The organism is Methanosarcina mangrovi (genome assembly GCF_052057765.1).
GTDB lineage: Archaea > Halobacteriota > Methanosarcinia > Methanosarcinales > Methanosarcinaceae > Methanosarcina.
Window position 1 is genome coordinate 3,110,638 of sequence record NZ_CP195120.1, and the last position, 18,165, is coordinate 3,128,802.

The 18,165-nt window shown below is 43.5% G+C and carries 20 protein-coding genes; 7 read left to right on the forward strand and 13 right to left on the reverse strand.

The genetic code is table 11. The features are described from left to right. The first annotated feature begins 291 nt into the window (after nt 1-291). Nucleotides 292-1,320, forward strand: a complete 1,029-nt coding sequence (locus ACSAZL_RS13825) for an NOG1 family protein (RefSeq protein WP_440945218.1) — start codon at nt 292-294, stop codon at nt 1,318-1,320. A gap of 31 nt (nt 1,321-1,351) precedes the next feature. Here ACSAZL_RS13825 and ACSAZL_RS13830 read toward each other — a convergent pair whose 3' ends face one another. The 6 genes from ACSAZL_RS13830 to ACSAZL_RS13855 form a co-directional block, all read right to left on the reverse strand. Further along, nucleotides 1,352-2,287 (reverse strand): cytochrome c biogenesis CcdA family protein, encoded by a 936-nt coding sequence (locus tag ACSAZL_RS13830; protein WP_440945219.1) that lies wholly within the window; start codon nt 2,285-2,287, stop codon nt 1,352-1,354. Nucleotides 2,288-2,761: 474 nt separating this feature from the next. Beyond that, the gene (locus tag ACSAZL_RS13835; RefSeq protein ID WP_440945220.1) at nt 2,762-3,874 is read right to left on the reverse strand and encodes a pyridoxal phosphate-dependent aminotransferase; all 1,113 of its coding nucleotides are present in this window, start codon (nt 3,872-3,874) and stop codon (nt 2,762-2,764) included. 117 nt (nt 3,875-3,991) lie between these two features. Further along, the gene (hxlB, locus tag ACSAZL_RS13840) at nt 3,992-4,606 is read right to left on the reverse strand and encodes a 6-phospho-3-hexuloisomerase (RefSeq protein WP_440945221.1); all 615 of its coding nucleotides are present in this window, start codon (nt 4,604-4,606) and stop codon (nt 3,992-3,994) included. Nucleotides 4,607-5,020: 414 nt separating this feature from the next. Beyond that, entirely contained in the window at nt 5,021-5,533 is a 513-nt protein-coding gene (locus ACSAZL_RS13845) for a hypothetical protein (protein WP_048171760.1), read from the reverse strand. A gap of 14 nt (nt 5,534-5,547) precedes the next feature. After that, nucleotides 5,548-5,907 (reverse strand): DUF2073 domain-containing protein, encoded by a 360-nt coding sequence (locus ACSAZL_RS13850; protein WP_440945222.1) that lies wholly within the window; start codon nt 5,905-5,907, stop codon nt 5,548-5,550. Nucleotides 5,908-5,912: 5 nt separating this feature from the next. Next, entirely contained in the window at nt 5,913-6,554 is a 642-nt protein-coding gene (locus tag ACSAZL_RS13855) for an Era-like GTP-binding protein (protein ID WP_440945223.1), read from the reverse strand. A 903-nt stretch (nt 6,555-7,457) separates the two neighbouring features. On the opposite strand from ACSAZL_RS13855, the gene ACSAZL_RS13860 reads away from it, so the two are divergent. Continuing rightward, complete coding sequence (locus ACSAZL_RS13860; protein ID WP_440945224.1) at nt 7,458-7,613, forward strand: hypothetical protein; 156 nt, start codon at nt 7,458-7,460, stop codon at nt 7,611-7,613. Nucleotides 7,614-7,640: 27 nt separating this feature from the next. On the opposite strand, the gene ACSAZL_RS13865 is transcribed toward ACSAZL_RS13860, so the two are convergent. After that, nucleotides 7,641-8,591, reverse strand: a complete 951-nt coding sequence (locus ACSAZL_RS13865) for a PhoU domain-containing protein (RefSeq protein WP_440948855.1) — start codon at nt 8,589-8,591, stop codon at nt 7,641-7,643. A gap of 280 nt (nt 8,592-8,871) precedes the next feature. Here ACSAZL_RS13865 and ACSAZL_RS13870 point away from each other — a divergent pair, with 280 nt between their 5' ends. Genes ACSAZL_RS13870 through ACSAZL_RS13880 form a run of 3 tightly spaced genes read left to right on the forward strand, consistent with a single transcriptional unit; the run spans nt 8,872 to nt 10,454 of the window. Further along, nucleotides 8,872-9,753: a shikimate kinase gene (locus tag ACSAZL_RS13870; protein ID WP_440945225.1), complete on the forward strand. Its 882-nt coding sequence runs from the start codon at nt 8,872-8,874 to the stop codon at nt 9,751-9,753. Beyond that, nucleotides 9,750-10,037: a chorismate mutase gene (locus ACSAZL_RS13875; protein WP_440945226.1), complete on the forward strand. Its 288-nt coding sequence runs from the start codon at nt 9,750-9,752 to the stop codon at nt 10,035-10,037. The genes ACSAZL_RS13870 and ACSAZL_RS13875 overlap by 4 nt, the downstream gene beginning before the upstream one ends. Before the next feature lie 21 nt (nt 10,038-10,058). Then, entirely contained in the window at nt 10,059-10,454 is a 396-nt protein-coding gene (locus ACSAZL_RS13880) for a 5-(carboxyamino)imidazole ribonucleotide mutase (protein WP_440945227.1), read from the forward strand. A 1,658-nt stretch (nt 10,455-12,112) separates the two neighbouring features. On the opposite strand, the gene ACSAZL_RS13885 is transcribed toward ACSAZL_RS13880, so the two are convergent. The 5 genes from ACSAZL_RS13885 to dph5 all read right to left on the reverse strand — a co-directional run bounded on the left by ACSAZL_RS13885 (nt 12,113) and on the right by dph5 (nt 16,152). Next, entirely contained in the window at nt 12,113-12,784 is a 672-nt protein-coding gene (locus tag ACSAZL_RS13885; RefSeq protein ID WP_440945228.1) for a diphthine--ammonia ligase, read from the reverse strand. Between the two features lie 131 nt (nt 12,785-12,915). Beyond that, nucleotides 12,916-13,815, reverse strand: coding sequence for a carbohydrate kinase family protein (locus ACSAZL_RS13890; protein WP_440945229.1), 900 nt, complete (start codon nt 13,813-13,815; stop codon nt 12,916-12,918). Nucleotides 13,816-14,071: 256 nt separating this feature from the next. Continuing rightward, entirely contained in the window at nt 14,072-14,461 is a 390-nt protein-coding gene (locus ACSAZL_RS13895) for a DUF555 domain-containing protein (RefSeq protein WP_440945230.1), read from the reverse strand. Between the two features lie 521 nt (nt 14,462-14,982). Then, nucleotides 14,983-15,264, reverse strand: coding sequence for a DUF357 domain-containing protein (locus ACSAZL_RS13900; RefSeq protein WP_440945231.1), 282 nt, complete (start codon nt 15,262-15,264; stop codon nt 14,983-14,985). A gap of 87 nt (nt 15,265-15,351) precedes the next feature. Then, nucleotides 15,352-16,152, reverse strand: a complete 801-nt coding sequence (gene dph5 / locus ACSAZL_RS13905; RefSeq protein ID WP_440945232.1) for a diphthine synthase — start codon at nt 16,150-16,152, stop codon at nt 15,352-15,354. Nucleotides 16,153-16,316: 164 nt separating this feature from the next. Between dph5 and ACSAZL_RS13910 the strand changes: the two genes are divergently transcribed. Further along, nucleotides 16,317-16,559, forward strand: a complete 243-nt coding sequence (locus tag ACSAZL_RS13910; RefSeq protein WP_440945233.1) for a glutaredoxin family protein — start codon at nt 16,317-16,319, stop codon at nt 16,557-16,559. A 53-nt stretch (nt 16,560-16,612) separates the two neighbouring features. Then, a complete protein-coding gene (gene trxB, locus ACSAZL_RS13915; RefSeq protein WP_440945234.1) occupies nt 16,613-17,530 on the forward strand; it encodes a thioredoxin-disulfide reductase in 918 nt (305 codons plus the stop codon). Between the two features lie 343 nt (nt 17,531-17,873). Here the strand turns inward: trxB and ACSAZL_RS13920 are convergent, their stop codons facing one another. Next, complete coding sequence (locus ACSAZL_RS13920) at nt 17,874-18,155, reverse strand: MarR family transcriptional regulator (protein ID WP_048124988.1); 282 nt, start codon at nt 18,153-18,155, stop codon at nt 17,874-17,876. Nucleotides 18,156-18,165 lie beyond the last annotated feature (10 nt).

The window sequence follows — 18,165 nt, forward strand, 5'->3', positions numbered from 1 at the left end:
CAGATCGAGCTTAAGAGAAGGAAACAAGTATACCTTAAAGTTATATTAAAATTTCGTGTGCTATGAAACCCAGAGCTTGATTATTTTTCCGGGCAGTTTCCGGGATTGTATAAGTTTTGGGCAGAAAAACCTGGAAAGAAGCTGTTCAGAGGATCCGGATAAGAAAAGTAAAGAAACTCCGCTCAGGAACTTTTGCGAAACTTTTGCTTACGGACTTTAGGTTTTTCTGTTAAACTTCTTCGCTCAGAAAAACCTTTATATAGATTAACAGACCCCCCAGAGGGTTAGAAAATGATGATATTTGAAAAAATTCACACAGTTCCTACTTCCGAGGAGTTAACCAATAAAGCTTTCAAACGGGCAGCAAGAGCAATGTCCGGGAAAACTATTGAGGGGAGGGAAAGCCGGCTCAGAGCCAACGAATCCATGGTGCTGACGGCTGCCAACATTTTCACGGATAACCTTGCAAACATAGTCCGGCGCTTTCCAAGTTTTGAACAGCTGCCCAGATTCTATTATGAACTGACCGACATTCTTGTAGGCGTAGAAAAGCTCAAGATGTCTCTGGCTTCCGTAGACTGGGCAAGCGGGAAGATACATGAGGTTGCAAGAAGCTATGTAGGAAAAATGAGGGATGCCGATATCCCCGATCCTGTCAGGAAAGAAGCCTTCGGAAGGCTTGCCTCCATAGTCAAGTCCATTAATAAGGACCTTCTCTTTCTAAACGAAGCCAGAAATATTCTGAGGAAACTCCCGGATGTCCAGGACGAACCAACAATTGTAATTGCGGGCTATCCAAACGTAGGGAAGTCAAGTTTTGTTTCGAAAATTACCGGTGCAACCCCTGAAATTGCTCCGTATCCCTTCACAACAAAAGGAGTGACAATAGGCCACTTCATACGGGACGGAGTCCGATATCAGGTTATGGACACCCCCGGGCTCCTTGACCGTCCGATGGCTGAGAGAAACGATATCGAGCGCCAGGCAATTACCGCAATCCATTTCCTGGATGCAGTTGTAATGTTCATTATCGACCCGAGTGAGAGCTGTGGCTATGAGATTGCAGACCAGAAACGCCTGCTTGCCGAAATCAGGGAAAACTTTGACCTTCCCCTGCTTGTGGTTGCTAACAAAGCTGACAGGCCGGAGTTCAGGAGAATGGACGAGGTCGAGCTGAACATATCCACAATTACCGGAGAAGGGATCGAAGAAGTAATGGAAAGGCTTCTGGAAATGATTGAGGAAAAGCGCCTTCGGGATTCAGAAGAGTCTTCAACAGAATCCTCAGCAGAAGATCTGGATGATGAATCCATTCTTTGATTCCTTATACTTTTATTTAGAGTATCTTTCATTAGAGTATCCTTAGCTGCATCAGCAGGGCAAGAACAATAAGTATCAACCCTGTTATCAGTCTTATCTCTACCCTTCTTTTTTCTCTGAATTCGGTGACTTTTTTCGGGCTCAACCCAAAGGACAGCAAAAGTCCAAGGCACATTACAGGTAGCAGAAGGCCGAGGTTGTATATCCCCATGTATACTATTCCTCTTAATATATCGGTTTTTATTGCCAGCATACTCAGGATTGAGAGATAAATTGCCCCTACGCAGGGAGCTTTGACCAGAGAAAACATGCTTCCTGCAAGGAAGGACAGAAGCAGAAGGTTCTTTTCACCCATTCGGCTCATAAAGTCTTTCAGGGATTTCGGGGTTCTGAAAGTCGATTTTGCATGTGTTCTCAGCCAGTAAGCATCATAAATGTGCCAGAGCCCTAGCAGGGCAGTCAATAGGATCGTAATTGCCGTAAAATGACTCCGGAATTCCGGCAGAAAACTTACAGTACTCAAAATGCTTATTCCCGCAAACATATACATAGTGAAAATGCCTGCAGAAAAGCCCATGGTGATTTTGAGCATCTCTTTTCTTCCCCCTGTCTGGGCAAGAGTGACAGAAGCCAGGAAAGCCATTACTGCAAGCAAGCAGGGGTTAAAACCTGCAAGGATGCCCGCTGCCAGGATTAAGAAAGGGCTCATTTTCTCAAGGTGGTTATTTTTTCCGTCTCTGCTTCCTGTGAAAGGATCTGAGGACTCAGGGATGAAAAACAGGGCAGGAGGTTCGATGGTTTCCAGCAGGAGGACTTCTACTGAATTTGAGCTTTCGTAAAAATAGCCATTTGACCTGTTTGCAGCCGAAATGTCCGAACCGGAAGCAGGGCTCAGTAACAAGAAAATAGATATGAATGCAAGGGCTCCTTTAGTTACTGGCATAAGGCACATAGATCGCTCTTTCATGCCTCTCTTTGGAAGCTATTTTTGTGGAAACATCCAGAAATTCCCCTTTACGTGACGCATACCTTTTGATACAGGCAACTTTCAGTGCATACTTTCAATAGACAGGAATGTTCTGGGAACATCGCCGGGAAAAAACCCATTGCAAAATAATATTGCTTAGCAGGCGGTGGAATGGTTGCAACAGGCTCTTTTCCTTATATCAGGTATCGGGATGCCCTAATATAAATATTCCCAAAGTTTACAGTGTTATTCCGAAAACAGGAGAAAGGAATGAGAATAGAAGAATAAAGAGAAAAGGATAGAAGAATAAAGAGAAAAGGATAGAAGAATAAAGAGAAAAGGATAGAAGAATAAAAGAGAAAGAAAATGGAAAAGAAGAAAATAAATAGAAGGAAAAGTTGAACAAAAAACGAAGCCGGAAAAAAGAGAAAAGAGAAGGGAAAAGAGAAGGGAAAAGGCCTTTCTCATTTAATCTCAGAGCACTTTTTCCATAATGCTCAGGGATTTTTCGATATCTTTCATTGATGCTGCATAGGAAATTCTTATATAGCCGTCACCTTCGCTTCCGAAGGCTGTCCCCGGGACAACAACAACACCGTTTGAGATCATTTTTGAGGCGACCTCAGCCGAGTTTTCGACTTTCGGGAAGGCATAGAAAGCCCCTTTCGGGAGAGCACATTCCATCCCCAGATCATTGAGCCCTTTTACGAGTACGTCCCTGCGTTTCCGGAACTCTTCGCGCATTGCATTGACCGAGTCTTTTGGACCGGTAACTGCGGCATAGGCGGCTTTCTGGGCAATTGAGTTCGCACAGGCCTGTATGTACTGGTGAACTTTGAGCATTTGGGCTATGTATTCTTTTCTGCCCGCGAGGTACCCGAGCCTCCAGCCTGTCATGGAATAGCTTTTTGAAGTCGCATTTACGGTGACCACGTTATCCGAATAGCTGGCAGGGCTTACGTGTTCGCCTTCATAGATGAAGTATTCGTAAACCTCGTCAGAAATTATGGTTATGTTGTGATCGTCTGCAATCTCGGCAAGAGCTTTGATATCTGCTCTGCTTGCAACCGCGCCTGTGGGGTTTGACGGAGAGTTAAGGATAAGGGCTTTTGTCTTCGGAGTGATCCTCTCAAGAACAGCGTCCGGTTTCATGGTAAGATCCTCTGCAAGGGGGACGCTTACCACCTTTCCGTTCAGGATCTCAGTCAGGGCGTTGTAGGATACAAATCCGGGGTTTGAGATCAGGACCTCATCTCCGATATTAAGGAGGGCGGCAAGGGCAATGGTAAGGGCTTCAGATGCACCTGAGGTTACAACTATTTCCTGGGGAGAGACCGAAAACCCGTTTTCCTCCTGGAATTTCTGGCTCAGGGCTTCTCTCAGTTCAGGGATTCCGGGACCTACGGTATAGCCCGTAAAACCTTCATTTATGGCTTTGATTGCTGCGGCTTTTATGTGTTCGGGGGTATCGAAATCAGGCTGCCCGAGCCCGAGGTTGATAGCATTTGAACCTGCAGCTTCGAAAATCTTTCTGATCCCGGAAGTATCGATCCGCGATACATTTTCTGAAAAACTAATTTTCTTCAAGTTACGCCCTCCTTATATCCTCAAATTATACCTTTAAAAAAATCCTGCTTCTTTTGAAGTTACTCACTATCTTTATTTCAACGGATATTTTAAGGTAATTATTTGATGCTCAGTCAGTTATTCGATATTTGTATGCCTTAACTTGAGTTCTGCTTCCGAAACGCCTTTAAGAGTTATCAGCTGGGCAATTACCGAGTCAAGGAAGACAAGGGAAGTGATTTCAAAAGCAGTGCCCAACGGAGGCAAATTCTTGTAATCTCCCCTCATATTTTTTTCAAGGGAGCCACCTGCATCATGATCGTGTTTGGTCTTGCTAGGAAGGACCATAGTTATATCAGAGATTTTTCCGAGTGTCGAATCCTTTTTGGAGGTGACGGTTATGAGAGTTGAACCGATATCCTTCACTATTCTCCCGAGATTTGCTATGGAACGGGTTTCTCCAGACCCTGAAATAGCAATAACGGCATCCTGTGGATGGACTGCAGGGGTTGTGGTTTCGCCTACGACATACACACTAAACCCGAGATGCATCAGCCTCATTGCAAAAGCTTTGGCAACAAGCCCGGAACGACCTGCTCCCATTACAAAAATCCTCTCCCCTTCCATAATTTTCTGAAGCATGCTTATTATAGCCTGACAGTCAAGCATCTTAACAACCTCATCGAGGTTGTCTATCATAAGTTCCATTGATAATATTACATCTTTACAGTCATTTACCTGATCATTTTTCATACAAGTTCTCCAAAAAGCATTGAGTTGAGTTCTCAATAAATAATAGAAATAATAAGTGCTTAACTTTCAATTTACTTACATTTACCGGATAACTGATAATAATCCCAAAATGTCGGTAAAGATCTTGAGACTATACGTACTTTAAATACTTACCGTAAATACATACCGTAAATACATACCGTAAATACATGCCATATAAAATACTTACCGTAAATACATGCCATATAAAATACTTACCGTAAATACATGCCATATAAAATACTTACCGTAATACCGCCTGTAAGTACGGAATGTAAATACCGAATTTAATTCCTGAAATCCTTCCGGATAACTTTTTTCATTGACTTAAACTTATTGGTAAGGATTTCAGGATAAAATTCTGGAAGCTCCATTTAATCCGTTCTTGCCGGAAGTTTATCGGTTTGTCTGCGGCTCGGTCTTATAATTAATAGCTTTTAGTTCCCAGCTGTCAATGTTGTTTCTGAACTCCTTGTAGAGCCGCTGGATATCACAGTCACTCCCGTTCCAGTAAAAGTCCTTACGTACCTCTCCTTTCTGGAGTTCTTCAAGTACGAACCTGGACAGATGGAACAGGGCTTTTTTGTTGGAAAAAGGAATACTGTAGTTTACACGATAGCCGCCAGCTGTTTTACCATAGGAAACCAGTATGTACCCTTTGCTTTCATACTCCGTGATCTCATCAAAGTCGCAGATGATCTCAAATTCGTGAACAGTAGACGGGTCTACCTTTGAGATTCCTATGAGTACCTGCGCTATAATATAATCAGGAACCTTTCGTCCAAACCATACTGCAATTTTTCCGTAGGTACAGACTACGTTAACGTCGTTCCTGCCCATCTCAAAGGAGCCTAGGGACTGAGGAGGGGATATTTTTGCTTCCAAGTCTTGGGTCTTCTGGGCACACATTGTTTCCACTTCGTTTACTTACTTGCAGAGACAAGTGCACTGATCAGATTCCTGTCCTTTTTAAGGGTTTTGAGCTGGTTTGCGGGCCCTATCACCGTAAGTCTCTTGCTGTTTTGCTTTTTGAATAACTTACCCAGCAAAGAAGCATCTGCGTTTGCAGGGTAGCTTTGCATCTCGATTCCTGAAAACACGTCCGGCTGAATTGCTGACATTGTCATCTCAATGAGTTTTGCTTCCTCCATAGGGTTGAGCCCCTTTTCAAGTACAAGGATTTTGCCCTTCCGCACCTCATCGATTATGTACCGGACTTTTTCCATAGAAGCCATCTGAGAAATCCTGGCTTCGGATATAAGATCAAGTTGGATTCCCTGCATTTTGATCACCCGAACTGTTTTGCCAGAGCTTCGTAGAATGAGTCCATTCCCACTCCTTCGAGTGCCGAGACCGGTACCATGGGGTGTTGAGGGAAGGCTTCCTTTATGACTCCGGGATCCGCATCAGGAAGGTCTACCTTGTTTGCTACGATGAGAAGCGGCAGGTTTCTGGCTTCCATGTTCCCTATCACGGTTACGTTAACCTGAGTATAGGGATTTTCTGTGGAATCCATCACCAGTATGACTCCATCAAGATCGTCCAGCCATTTGACAGCTTCAATCACGCCTTCTGTAGCTTCTTTTGACCTTTTCTTTGACTCTGAGTCACTCATTCCCTGTTCCATAAAGTCGTGGAAGTCGATCTTTGTTGCAAGCCCGGGGGTATCCACAATATCAAGGCTGATAGTATGCCCGTTAGTTTCGATGGTGAGTCCGTTTCTTCTTTTTGCGTGTCTGGTTTCGTGGGCGATATGTGAAACTGAGCCCATTGTTTCCTCGCTTCCGACCCAGTCCCGGAGAATGCGATTGCTAAGGGTTGTCTTGCCGGCATTGGGGGGACCGTAGATACCTATGCATGCTCCTTTTTTCTTGAACAGCTTGTTAAACATTTTTGAAAAGCTTACCTTAAATCGTTTTATCATATTCATGGCTTCCCTCCATTGGGAAAAGCATAACACCAAAGGATTTCTCGGATTGCTTTCCTTTATAGATTTACTGGTGTTTTCGTGACCTTTTTATTTAATTGATCCTTGCATATAAATAATTTCCATTTGTTAAGCTGAGGGAATCAGAGAAATTGGAGATAATAACATCTCCTTCCTGACATACCTGGAATAAATAGCAAACCTTGCATCTCTATGTGAGAATAGAAAGTGCCTCCGTGAAATAACACCAGAATATAAATAAATTACTTCTTATCGCCTGACTCCCGGACATATTTAACAAAAAGCTTTTTTATAAAGAAGAACTTCATTCTGTCGTTAACTCTCTTCATTTTCTATTGAATTTTTATGTTTGTACTGATGTTCTGTACTTTCCTTTATATTTTTTCCTATTTTTATTCATCATATCTTAAAAATATAAATGGTTTTTATCCTACGAAGGAATTAGCAGACTGGCTTTCCTTTTAGTTTCCCTGTCTCTTTTACTACCGTATTCCAAAAAACCTGAGCTGCTGAACCTCAGCTCTTAGTCAGACTCACCGCATTCGTACGTTAAACGCTGTTCTGTTACTCTAACATTTTCCTTTTAACCCTCCGAAAATCCCCCAGGAAAAGTCCCCCCGGGTGCCGGTTACCGGAAATAAGGCAGATTTAACAGGCAGGGATATTAAAGGCTGATCGCTTGCCGTAGTTTCAAGGATGTAGTTATATATTTATTTTATTTATTTAAATAAATATATATTAACAACAGATAAAATATTTCATTCTCTTGATATTGAAAAAAGATTATTTCATATTCATCAGGGCAAAAAAGAAATTTATTCATAAAAAGGAAAAGTTATTTATTTCTACCTGTAACGGCCTTTTTCAAATCCTATTTATTCCTTTTTGGGAGGCGCCGCCAGAAAAAAGCAAGTTTTTGATCTGACGGACAGGCCGACTGAAGCCCTGAAGTGCGGGGATAGGAAGCCTGAAGCTTCCACATCTGAAGTCCTGAAAATTGAAATCCTGAATAAGAACACCCTGAGAATACCCGGATTCTAAGGGACTTCGAACTTTTTCCCGGGAGACTCACTTGTTTTTTATCGCGGAGTTTATGGCAATCTCGGCGATGTTAGAACCAAGGTCTCCTATTCTTGAGAGGCTGTCTACTATCATCCCAAGGGAGATCATGATTTCATGGGACTCAAGTTTGAGAATGGAGGCATGAAGTTCCTTCACACGCAGACGCATACCATCTATACTGTCTATTACCTTATTTGCAAGAGTAGTGTCAGCGTCATAGAGAGAATCTACCGCCTGCTGAACAAGTTCCATGTAGGCATTGCTGAGATCTTCTACGACTTCCATTACATCTTCTCTGACCGGCCCCTGCATTTTGGATGCAACGTTTGCAATCCTCTGCGAATGGTCTGCTATTCTTTCGATAGGACCTGCCGCCATTCTGAAGTCATGGTATTCCTCAATACTTGTTTCCGAGGAATCGGGCATTCTCCCGCCGCAGAGGACGGAACGGAACTGTTTGGAAATCAGGAGACACAACCTGTCGACCTCATCATCCCTCTGACTTACATCGAGAGCAAGGTCGTGGTCAACATTTTTGAGGGCTCGTATGGCATCCTTTTGCATGGAGCCTGCAATCAGGAACATCCTGTGTATACCTTTTTTAATGTGAAGTTCATTGGGGTTAAGAAGGTCCTGAATGACCACGCAGTTTGAGCTTTCCTCGATGATTTCAGGGCCTATGAGCTTGTAACAGACCTTCCTGATGACCTGTTTCTGCTCGGCAAGTATTCTTTTTGAGGCAAACTCCATCCTGTCATAGCCATAAAGGTATGCAGCAATGATATCCCTTTCCAGGGCTCTTGCCTCATAACCTGTCACATCGATCCTTTTCGTCTTGATCGTGCGCCCTTCCAGAATAGGGTCAATTAACAGTTTTCCGTCTGGCTGAGCCTGAATGGATACTCTCGTCCCTGTCTCAATTCCTACTTTTTCGGCCCACTGTTTCGGGAGAGAAATGATATAAGTGGATCCGCCTGTCTGCTGTACTTTTCTGGTCTCTATGTGGATTCCCCGTTTTTGGTTGCTCAGGCCAGGCCTGGAAGTTAGAGGATGCTCACTTCATATTTATAGTATTTATTAGTGTGTAGATAACGACTTAATATATATACAATTTGGCTTTACTATTTATATTCGGAGGCTTCTTTCTTTTTGGCAGATAAATTCCGGAACCCCATATGAAGTCTACCTGCCCGGAATAGAGGTTAAAAATATTAAAGAGCAGAGCATTCTGGACTTGATGACATTTGAAGGGCATGCCTGCGCTTTCGGAGCTGGAACCATAATAAACGCCATAGCTACCTGGAAAGGCGCAGCATTCGGGATAGACTTAAAAACCTTTGCAAAGGTGGAGCTCTCCGAGGGTAAATCGGGCATTGTAGGCTCAATTGAAGGAATGCCTGAAGGAGACACGCGCCTTATAGAACACTGCGTAGAACTCGTCCTTGAGAGGTTCGGGCTTGAACTCGAAGGTACGATAAGGACGGGAAGTGAAATCCCCCTTGCAGGAGGACTCAAGAGCAGCAGTGCTGCAGCAAACGCTTCGGTCCTTGCAACCCTCCGTGCAGTTGATGAGACTCTACCCCCTCTTGAGATCGTAAAACTGGGCGTAAGAGCTGCAAAAGAAGTGGGAGTTACGGTAACAGGAGCTTTTGACGATGCCTGTGCCTCCTTTTTAGGCGGGATTGTTGTTACAGACAACCGAAAAATGGAGCTTGTCAGACGCGAAGAAGCCGACTCAAAAGTCCTGATATTTGCCCCGACAAAAAAAGCTTTCAGTGCGGACACAAATGTGAAACGTTCCCGGTTGATCGCACCATATGTAGAAATGGCATATGGGCTTGCCCTCAAAGGGGAATATGAACGCGCAATGACACTTAATGGCTTTCTCTACTGCGGAGCCCTTGGTTTTGATACGGAATACATGCTCAGGGCCCTGGAATGCGGAGTAACGGGAGTCAGCCTTTCCGGAACCGGCCCTTCCTATGCAGCTCTTGTAAAAGCCGAGCAGGTAAAAGAGCTTAAATCTGCCTGGGAAAGCTGCGGTATGGAAGGAAAGGTCATAGAAACCAGTATAAATAACAGAGATGCAGTATCCTTTAAAGGGAGGGGTTACTCTTGAGTGAACTTGAAGCAGTCCGCAAAGAAATAGAGGAAATTGACAGGGAAATCCTTTCCCTCATTGATAAAAGGGTCAACCTTGCCGAGAGAGTTCTTGAATCAAAAAGAATAAATGGAACTTCCATAAATGACCGTAAGCAAAACGAGGTTGTTATTAACAGGGCATTAAACGCTGCAACCGAACTCAACCTGGATGTAGGATCGATAAAGGAAATTTTTGAAGTTCTGATCAGGATGAGTATCGAACGCCAGAACGAATTAAGCGGAAAGGGAAACCTGCCCTGACTTGCCTCAAAGGAGCAAAAAATGGTCGACATCTCACTGATTATGGGCTCTGAGTCCGACAGATCAATCGCCAACCGCGCGGTAGCTGTACTTGAAAAGAGCAAATACACTTACGAAGTAATGGTTATCTCTGCACACAGAAACCCTGATGAACTTGATAGCTATATTTCAGGTTCGGATGCAAAAATCTTTATCACAATTGCCGGTCTGTCGGCAGCCCTCCCCGGAGTTGTGGCTTCCAGGACAAAGAAACCTGTAATAGGCGTACCTGTGAGCGCAAAACTCGGAGGGCTTGATGCCCTTCTCTCCATAGCCCAGATGCCCCCGGGTGTACCTGTTGGAAGCGTGGGAATTGATAATGGAGCGAATGGGGCATATCTTGCCCTTAGAATTCTGGATTTGATCGAAAACCCCTAATGTTAAAGAATTTTAATTTTAAGCTGGTTACTGCAGGAATTTGATTCCTGAAACCTATTTTTTCATATTTTTCCATATTAATTCATATTTTGTTTTTTCCACCTTTCAGAGTTGATCCCACCACTAAACAGAGGCGCTTTTGGGAACTCTTTTTGAGGAAGATCTTTTGAGCGGATCCTTATGAGTAAAAACAAACATGACATTTCCGAAATGGATGGAAAAGGGAATAGAAAAAAGGTATGGAACATCAGTAAATTGTGTTGGGGGGATAGGGCATCTGAGTCTGGGAGTGGGGGGATATAGGGGGTAAAAGAGTCGGCTGAGGTTTACAGCGAGAAAAGATTTTTTCTTCTCAGATGCCCTATATAATAAATATAGGCCATAATATATAAAAATAGAGGTATACTGCTGGGTTTCAGGACATTTTTGCAGTACCGATATTTTTCACGACAGAGTTGCGGCTCTACAGCCCGAATTGCGCCTCGGGACAGAAAAATCTATGATTTTTCTTGTAGTTGCGATGTAATCGCAACAGTACGCGGTCTGTTTCGCTGCGCTCAAGCAGACTAATTTGCAGGTTAAAATCGGAAGCTTCGCTCAAGAGGGCCAATTTTGGGATATAGTAGTGAACTTCGCTCAAGCAGACTAATTTGCAGGTTAAAATCGGAAACTTCGCTCAAGCGGACTGCCTGATTGGTTTTACAGTTAGTTTCTCTCAAAAGGGCAACTTAAAAACAACGGTCGAATGAAGAGACGCAAGAAAGCGGTCTTTCCCACAAAAAGATCAAAAGTAAAAGCAATATCCGAAAAAAGATTTTTTTTCTGCTTTTTTCGGTGCCGCCATACAGGCTGGCAGGGGGGCTTATATTTACCTGTGAATTGAAAAGAGATTTTCGGGATTAAGGATAGTATTCTCTTGAACCAGGGGACATCTCTTCAGTATATTTTTCCCCCCAATTGTGACGTTGTTTTGCGGATCACTTTTTTATCTGACAGGCAGGCGGTGCTAAGCCTTTTGTGTACAGAAAGAGAAAACTGAAAAGATTTCCCAGGGATGCCGGGGCAGATAAAACAATTAATCATGCCAGTTAATCAGAGATCACTGAAAAAAGGATGAAAAATATAAAAAAGAAAAAAAATAAAAGAATGTGGCATGAACAGGCATCTGGCTTTGGAAATCTGGTCTGAAGAAATATCTGGAGAAGGGATCTTTCTATAGGACACAGTTCCTCAGATGCCAGTTGAATAATATACTTACACATATATAAAATTAATGTCATATTGTAGAATTGCGATAAATCAGACCGACTAAGAGCCTATCCGAAAAGTCAGTAATGCATGTTGAGAAGTCACAATAGGTCTATAATATCAAAGTATCCGTTCTGGTTTTGCATATTGCATATTGTGAAATTTATAGCAGGTAACCACTTTTCGGATATCTAAATAGAGGAAATACCAAAAAAATAAAAACAGTATCATCTGTTATGTATGCATACAGCAGCTTTTCAATCAGACAGGAAAAAACATGCTTATCAAGATGTACAGGTTTTCACAAAATCTCGGTCTGCACAGGTTAGCCTGGACAGGGAGGGCCGAATGCAGGAGTGAGACTGCTTCGGGTTTCTGTCAGTTATGAGAAAATAGTTACTTGCGAAAAATCAGGTCTTGTCGACCAGTCTTGCATCCAGGATCTTTAAAGAGCCGGAGTCGCCTTCCCATTCGACTTCACTTTTCACGATTTCTATGCGCTTTTTGAAGAAGGGAGCATCAAGGACTACGGTTTCGTATTCACCACCCTCCCCTGCCATGTGGACCATGTACCTGCGGTTCAGGGCTTTGAGGTTTTCGATTGACGTCACGTTGATGGGGCGACCAAGCCAGGACTTATCAAGACCCTCGGCTGCAACCCGAACAATCCTGATATCGAGAACTTTTGCCATCTCATTCAGAAGTTCTTCAGGGTCCCTGTGCCAGAGAGGGGCATAGACTTTAAGCCCGAGGGAATCGCAGATCTTCTGCACCCTGCTCGCCTGATACTGCGACTCAATAGCGCCTACAGACACCCCATCCACATTTACCCTCTTCAGAGCAAGAGTAAGGTCATCCAGCTCGAGCTCCTTGATTCCGCTGGACTCCTGCTGGATCAGCGGGATTTCACTGGCGGCAGAGATCAGTTCGACCATATGGAGATTGATTGAGTGGTACATGTAGGAGTCATCCCTTGCGGGAATAATATTGATGAGGTGGGTGACCTCGTGCCCTTCTTCAAGGGCTTTATGGATGGCAAAGATCGAGTCCTTGCCCCCAGAAATCAGTGCTGCGAGTTTCATCTGCATCCTCTTCCTTAATTCTATTTTTTCGTACTTCCAGGTTATAATTCGCGGATTATAGTTCTTAAGTCATTATATTATATTTTATATGTTTTTCTGATTTCAGCCTGCTTACATGGACTTTTGCAACCTCAGCTTTCTGCTTCCAGTTTTCCGAAGCTGGCTTCATAGCGGGATTCCATCTCTTCCCAGGTTGGAAGGCTGGTCTGGCAGCCCCGGGACTGTACGGCAAAGGACGCCACAGTTGACCCTATTTTTCCGCATGTTGGAAGGGGATATCCCCGGGTGTAAGCCAGCAGAAAACCCGCCCTGTAAGCATCTCCTGCACCTGTAGGGTCTACGGCCTTTACAGTAACTACGGGAATTTTCCATTCTTCGTTGCCAGCATAAATTCTGCTGCCTTCCGCATCGTATGTTATAACAATGACGTCAATCATAGCCCTGAGCTCGGAGAAGCTTTTTCCGGTCATCTCTGAAACCCGCTTAATCTCATGCCTGTTTGCAAAGAGAATATCAGTGTGATCAAGGATTGTCTCGAGTTTTTCTTTTGAATAAGTCACCAGGTCCTGTCCCGGGTCAAAGGAAACAAAACCGGCAATCTGCGCTATCTTTGCATTGTAGACACAATCTGCTGTTGCCAGGTGAACAAAATCCACAGGCTCGGGCTCAAGCTCTTTGAACTTTGAGGACGCCCCCCAATAAAAATAGGTGGTCTGGTTGCCTTCTCTGTCCGTGAAAATGAAAGCCTTGGAAAGCTTCAGGGCTTCAATACTGTAGAGGCGGGAAAGGTCAACGCATGCGTCCTTAAGAAGCTGCTCATATCCAGAGCTTGCAAAATCCATTCCGACAGGAGATATCAACTGGCTTTTTCCTCCCAGCTTTGCAATGGCAACTGCGATATTTGCAGCCCCTCCGCCAGGATATTCTTCATAGTCGATTACAGGGGAAGACTCGTTTTTTCCTGCTATTTTTTCAACATCGACGATGTAATCAAGGGCAGTATGCCCTACCACGGAAATAATTCTGTCCATGCAGTTTCCTCTTTTTTACGGGTCTGGGAGGAACCCAGGAGTTTTTGGGATAAAATATACTGTTAAAAGTTAAGTAAAGTAAAAACTCAGGAAAAGATAAAATTACTGATTTATCCATTTCTGCCGTGAAAGATGCTTCTTTTTTTAGCCAGGGGTTCTTAAAACCCTGGCTACAGAAGAGCTATCTTGTAAGAAGCCATACAGGTACGCCTTCCTCTGCCCCGGCATTAGAACAGGTTAAAGGAAGGAAACCTTTTTATTTGTTTGCCTTGCCTTTTTGCTGCTGTTCGCCTTTCTCGCCTGACCTTTCGAATTCCGTGACTTCTACAACAGTCAACGGGATGTCGCGGAGAGACTTGCCTATGACAGATTTTGCGATCCTTTCCGCATGTTCCGCAGATTCGGCATCAAAAACCTTCATCTCAAAAATAAGCCCTACAAGCGCGGTATTTGCCGCTATGAAAACACTGCTAAAAGGCTCACCGCATGCCGGACAGGACGTAGTTCCCACATCAACCTCTACAAAATCCAGTTTGGGGTTTAGGCGCTTTCCAGCCTCAGAAATCGCAACCCCTATAGCATCATCAGCTGTTTTTACATCTCTAACCAACCAAGCTGCTTCAAGTACCACATGAAAGTTCTTCATAATTTATCCACCGCAATTATTCAGTATATATAATTAAGAATATCCCCGGAGCAGGGAAAAATATCACAAAATCTAAAGAATAGAGTAAAGTAATTACTTATTCTGGCTTCGAATGAGCGTTTGTATTTATAAACTTTACTTATTATATGGTTTTTCAGTTTAAGCTCTTAAATTCTCAATTTTCAGTTATGAGTTTTAACCTTCTAATTTAGTTGTCCTTTAATTTTTTAGCTTTTAATTTTAGTGTTTATTTTTCAGCCTAATCTCAACATTTATTTTTCAGCTTTATGTTATAATTCATACTCAGCTTAATTTAAGTGTTCTATTTTTCAGCTTAATTTTAACTTTTATGTTTTGTTATTAATGTTTTAACCTTTCAGGTTTCGTTTTCAAGATTCTTACCTTCTTATTCCTGAAGATATGTAAGGGTTACCATATTTTCGATTCTTTTGATCCTTTCATTCAAACCCGATTATTTCATTCAAACCCGATTATTTCAGAGTTCTTACTGGTAAAAAGGCTTATATTGTGAAAAGAGTCTCGTCATCCACTGCAAAGACCCCGAGTTTTGCTCCGGCATCAAGCCAGGCATGACCATAGCTGAAGGAAGCCAGGGCGTTTACAGGGTCCCCATTCTCAAGAAAGTAGATCCCGTCTTTATAGTAGGCTTCTGCCATTGTGTAGTAATCCTCTGCTACTGCGTGCATATGGGAGTTAGGGATCGGAGCATACTTTGCTTTCTGCAGGGCCCTTTTTAACATGTTCTCGTATCGGTTGACCTTTTCATTCAAATCGGCAGGCATCTTGACCACCTGAGAAACCTTTCAGCAACTGTTCTTACATAGGTTTTTTATTTGATCATGTTTTTTTCGATCGGTATTTAATTCGACCTATTCCATCTCTTCCATGATTTCCTCAGGCCCGGCTGCAAGTTTCACAAGGGCTTCAGCTTCGAGAAAATGCAGTTTTCCGGGAACAACCAGGATATGAAGAGGCTTTCCAAAATCAAAATCCTTCAGATTTTCTGCGTAGTCAGCTTTTACCACAGGTTTCTCAGAGCCTGCCCTTGCTATTCCCACAGCAACAGCCCTATCCATCACCCTTTCCCCTCTTCTTTTCTCAACCTCGAGCAGGAGTTCAAGCGCAAGGTTGACGGTCATATACCCTTTATCTTTATCGATGTCCAGAAAGACCATGGTATGGAGACCAAGTTCGGAGTTCTGTTTTATGGTATCATAAGGAGTTTCCGAAATTATCCGGGCTCCTCGCCGGCTTTCATAGGGATATGGGATACTTGCGGATTTTCCGAAGCGGTAGTTCTGAAGCCCGGTAAGCCCCGAGACGGCTGAAGCGATGGACGCCCCATGAATCAGGCGGGTTTCTATCCCGAGCGTTTCGGCCCTGAGGCGCAGATCAACATGAGTTGTGGAGACCATTGTGTCCCCGCCTGTGAGGAAGACTACGTTTTTATCTCTTGCTTCATCCAGCCAATCGGGTTGCTGTTCTACATCTTCCCTTGAGAGCAAATGTACTTTTTTTCCGTAGAGCTTTTCCATTTTTTCAGGGTTTGTTCCCATTAGGCAGGAAGTATAGAACTCCGCATATACAAGATCAGCTTCCCGGACAGCCTCAAGTCCTTTTAAGGAAATATCGTATTCGTCAAAAAGGCCCAGCCCTATAAAAGTGAGCATACCCCGCTTTAGGAGTTTATTGGTTTAAAGCTTTTGGCGCCGCAGGCTTATTCAAAGAATCCATGGATTTATTTTACGATTTACGTAGACGCTCAACGTATTTATATCTATAAATTAATAATAGGAATGAGGTTTACATTCGTAGTTTTTAGAGGTGTTTTTTTATGGCAAAGGTTACGCTAATTCACGCTACCTGGTGCACGGCATGTCCGGCAACACGCAGGTTCTGGAAAGACCTTAAAACGGAATACGATTTTGAGTACGAGGAAATTGACGTCGAAACCCCCGAAGGCCAGGCTCTTATCGAGAAGCACGGCATTGTCGGCGTCCCTACAACTCTGATCGATGGAGAGCCTGCATTTACGGGTCTTCCTAAAAAAGCCGATGCTATAGCCCGCATTACCTGAAGGTAAGTAAAAACTTTATTTCTTGAACCCATTTTTGTTTTCGGGAGGTAAATATGTACGACCTGATAATCATAGGAGGGGGACCTGCAGGGCTTGCAGCGGGAATTTACGCTGTACGTTTCGGGCTTGACACCCTTATTCTGGAGAAAAGTGAAATCAGTGGCCAGATTTCCATGTCAGATATTGTAGAAAACTATCCTGGCTTTCCGTCAATTTCCGGACTTGAATTGATGGAAAAATATAGAGCCCATGCTCAGGAAGCCGGAGTTAAGACTAAAATTACGGAAGTTCTCTCGGTCCGGACCGAGGAAGCAAAAAAAATCGTCTCGACGGACAGTGGGGACCTGGAAACAAAAGCCTTAATTATTGCCACAGGTGCAAATCCAAAGCACCTGGACGTGCCGGGAGAGAAGGAATTTATCAGCAAGGGTGTTTCCTACTGTGCAATCTGCGATGGGCCTTTTTTCAAAAACAAAACTGTAGTTGTGGTAGGAGGCGGCAACTCAGCTGTTACTGACGCTCTTCTTCTTTCAAAGGTTGCCCAGAAGGTATATCTTATCCACAGGCGGGACCGTTTGAAGGCTGCAAAAGTCCTTCAGGACCGGGCGCTTGCAACTCCGAACATTGAGTTTATCCTCAATACTTTTGTCCGGGAAATAGTAGGGAGCCGGGAAGGGGTCAAGAAGGTCGAAAAAATTATCCTGCAAAACCTCAACAGCAAAGAATTAAGAGAACTTTCAACCAATGGGGTTTTCATCTATGTTGGCATCCAGCCGAATACCGAATTCGTTAATGTGGAAAAGAACGATGAAGGCTTTATCAAGACTGACCGCTGGATGGAAACCTCGGAGAAAGGAATTTATGCCGCAGGGGACTGCCGCGACACCCCAATCTGGCAACTTGTAGCAGCAGTGAGAGATGGAGCAATCGCAGCCACAGCTGCAAACGAATATATTGAAAGCCTGAAATAAAAAACGCAATAGGCTTGAAACAGAACTCTTTCTGGAAAAAACATTTAAGAAGCAGGTTGACTGAAAAATCCGAAAATTTGCTTCTCTGGCCGGAATAAACTCAAGATGGGTTATTCTGGTCACGCTTCTTCTTAATTGATTCCCGTCAATTCTTCGGATACGGTTCCTATTAAATCTTCTGGTTCTAATTATGATCAAATCTTCTAATTCTTTATGTTTGTTCCCGTCAAAATCGCAAAGTCATCACTACCCAAGCAAAATTAAAAAAGTGGACAGTAAGATTACCCTGTCCCTGACCCTTGCTCTGACCCCGGCTCGCGCATGCAGGAACTCACTTTAAGGCTTATTCCAGCATCTGATTAATTTTATTGTAAAAATCTATAATCAATCTTGTCGCGTCGCTTTCCATATTCAGCTGGAAGGTCCGGATCTGCTTTCCAAGAGGTTTTTCAATGACAATACCCGACTCTATTAGTGGGGTAATGACTCTTGATACACTGGAATGAGACAGACCGGTTTCTTCCGCTATCCCCGATAGGTAGGTTGATTCGTTCTGGTGCTCGATCAGATTCTTGAGTACGGTCATCTGTGCAGTTTTTCCAAAGATTTTTTCAAGTGGATCCATTGCTATCATC

Bases quoted from the DNA above. Each gene is read 5' to 3' on its own strand.
- ACSAZL_RS13825 (WP_440945218.1), top strand. From the start codon at position 292: ATGATGATATTTGAAAAAATTCACACAGTTCCTACTTCCGAGGAGTTA.
- ACSAZL_RS13830 (WP_440945219.1), bottom strand. From the start codon at position 2,287: ATGAAAGAGCGATCTATGTGCCTTATGCCAGTAACTAAAGGAGCCCTT.
- hxlB (WP_440945221.1), bottom strand. From the start codon at position 4,606: ATGAAAAATGATCAGGTAAATGACTGTAAAGATGTAATATTATCAATG.
- ACSAZL_RS13845 (WP_048171760.1), bottom strand. From the start codon at position 5,533: ATGTGTGCCCAGAAGACCCAAGACTTGGAAGCAAAAATATCCCCTCCT.
- ACSAZL_RS13850 (WP_440945222.1), bottom strand. From the start codon at position 5,907: ATGCAGGGAATCCAACTTGATCTTATATCCGAAGCCAGGATTTCTCAG.
- ACSAZL_RS13855 (WP_440945223.1), bottom strand. From the start codon at position 6,554: ATGAATATGATAAAACGATTTAAGGTAAGCTTTTCAAAAATGTTTAAC.
- ACSAZL_RS13870 (WP_440945225.1), top strand. From the start codon at position 8,872: ATGACATTTGAAGGGCATGCCTGCGCTTTCGGAGCTGGAACCATAATA.
- ACSAZL_RS13880 (WP_440945227.1), top strand. From the start codon at position 10,059: ATGGTCGACATCTCACTGATTATGGGCTCTGAGTCCGACAGATCAATC.
- ACSAZL_RS13885 (WP_440945228.1), bottom strand. From the start codon at position 12,784: ATGAAACTCGCAGCACTGATTTCTGGGGGCAAGGACTCGATCTTTGCC.
- ACSAZL_RS13890 (WP_440945229.1), bottom strand. From the start codon at position 13,815: ATGGACAGAATTATTTCCGTGGTAGGGCATACTGCCCTTGATTACATC.
- ACSAZL_RS13895 (WP_440945230.1), bottom strand. From the start codon at position 14,461: ATGAAGAACTTTCATGTGGTACTTGAAGCAGCTTGGTTGGTTAGAGAT.
- ACSAZL_RS13900 (WP_440945231.1), bottom strand. From the start codon at position 15,264: ATGCCTGCCGATTTGAATGAAAAGGTCAACCGATACGAGAACATGTTA.
- dph5 (WP_440945232.1), bottom strand. From the start codon at position 16,152: ATGCTCACTTTTATAGGGCTGGGCCTTTTTGACGAATACGATATTTCC.
- ACSAZL_RS13910 (WP_440945233.1), top strand. From the start codon at position 16,317: ATGGCAAAGGTTACGCTAATTCACGCTACCTGGTGCACGGCATGTCCG.
- trxB (WP_440945234.1), top strand. From the start codon at position 16,613: ATGTACGACCTGATAATCATAGGAGGGGGACCTGCAGGGCTTGCAGCG.
- ACSAZL_RS13920 (WP_048124988.1), bottom strand. From the start codon at position 18,155: ATGGATCCACTTGAAAAAATCTTTGGAAAAACTGCACAGATGACCGTA.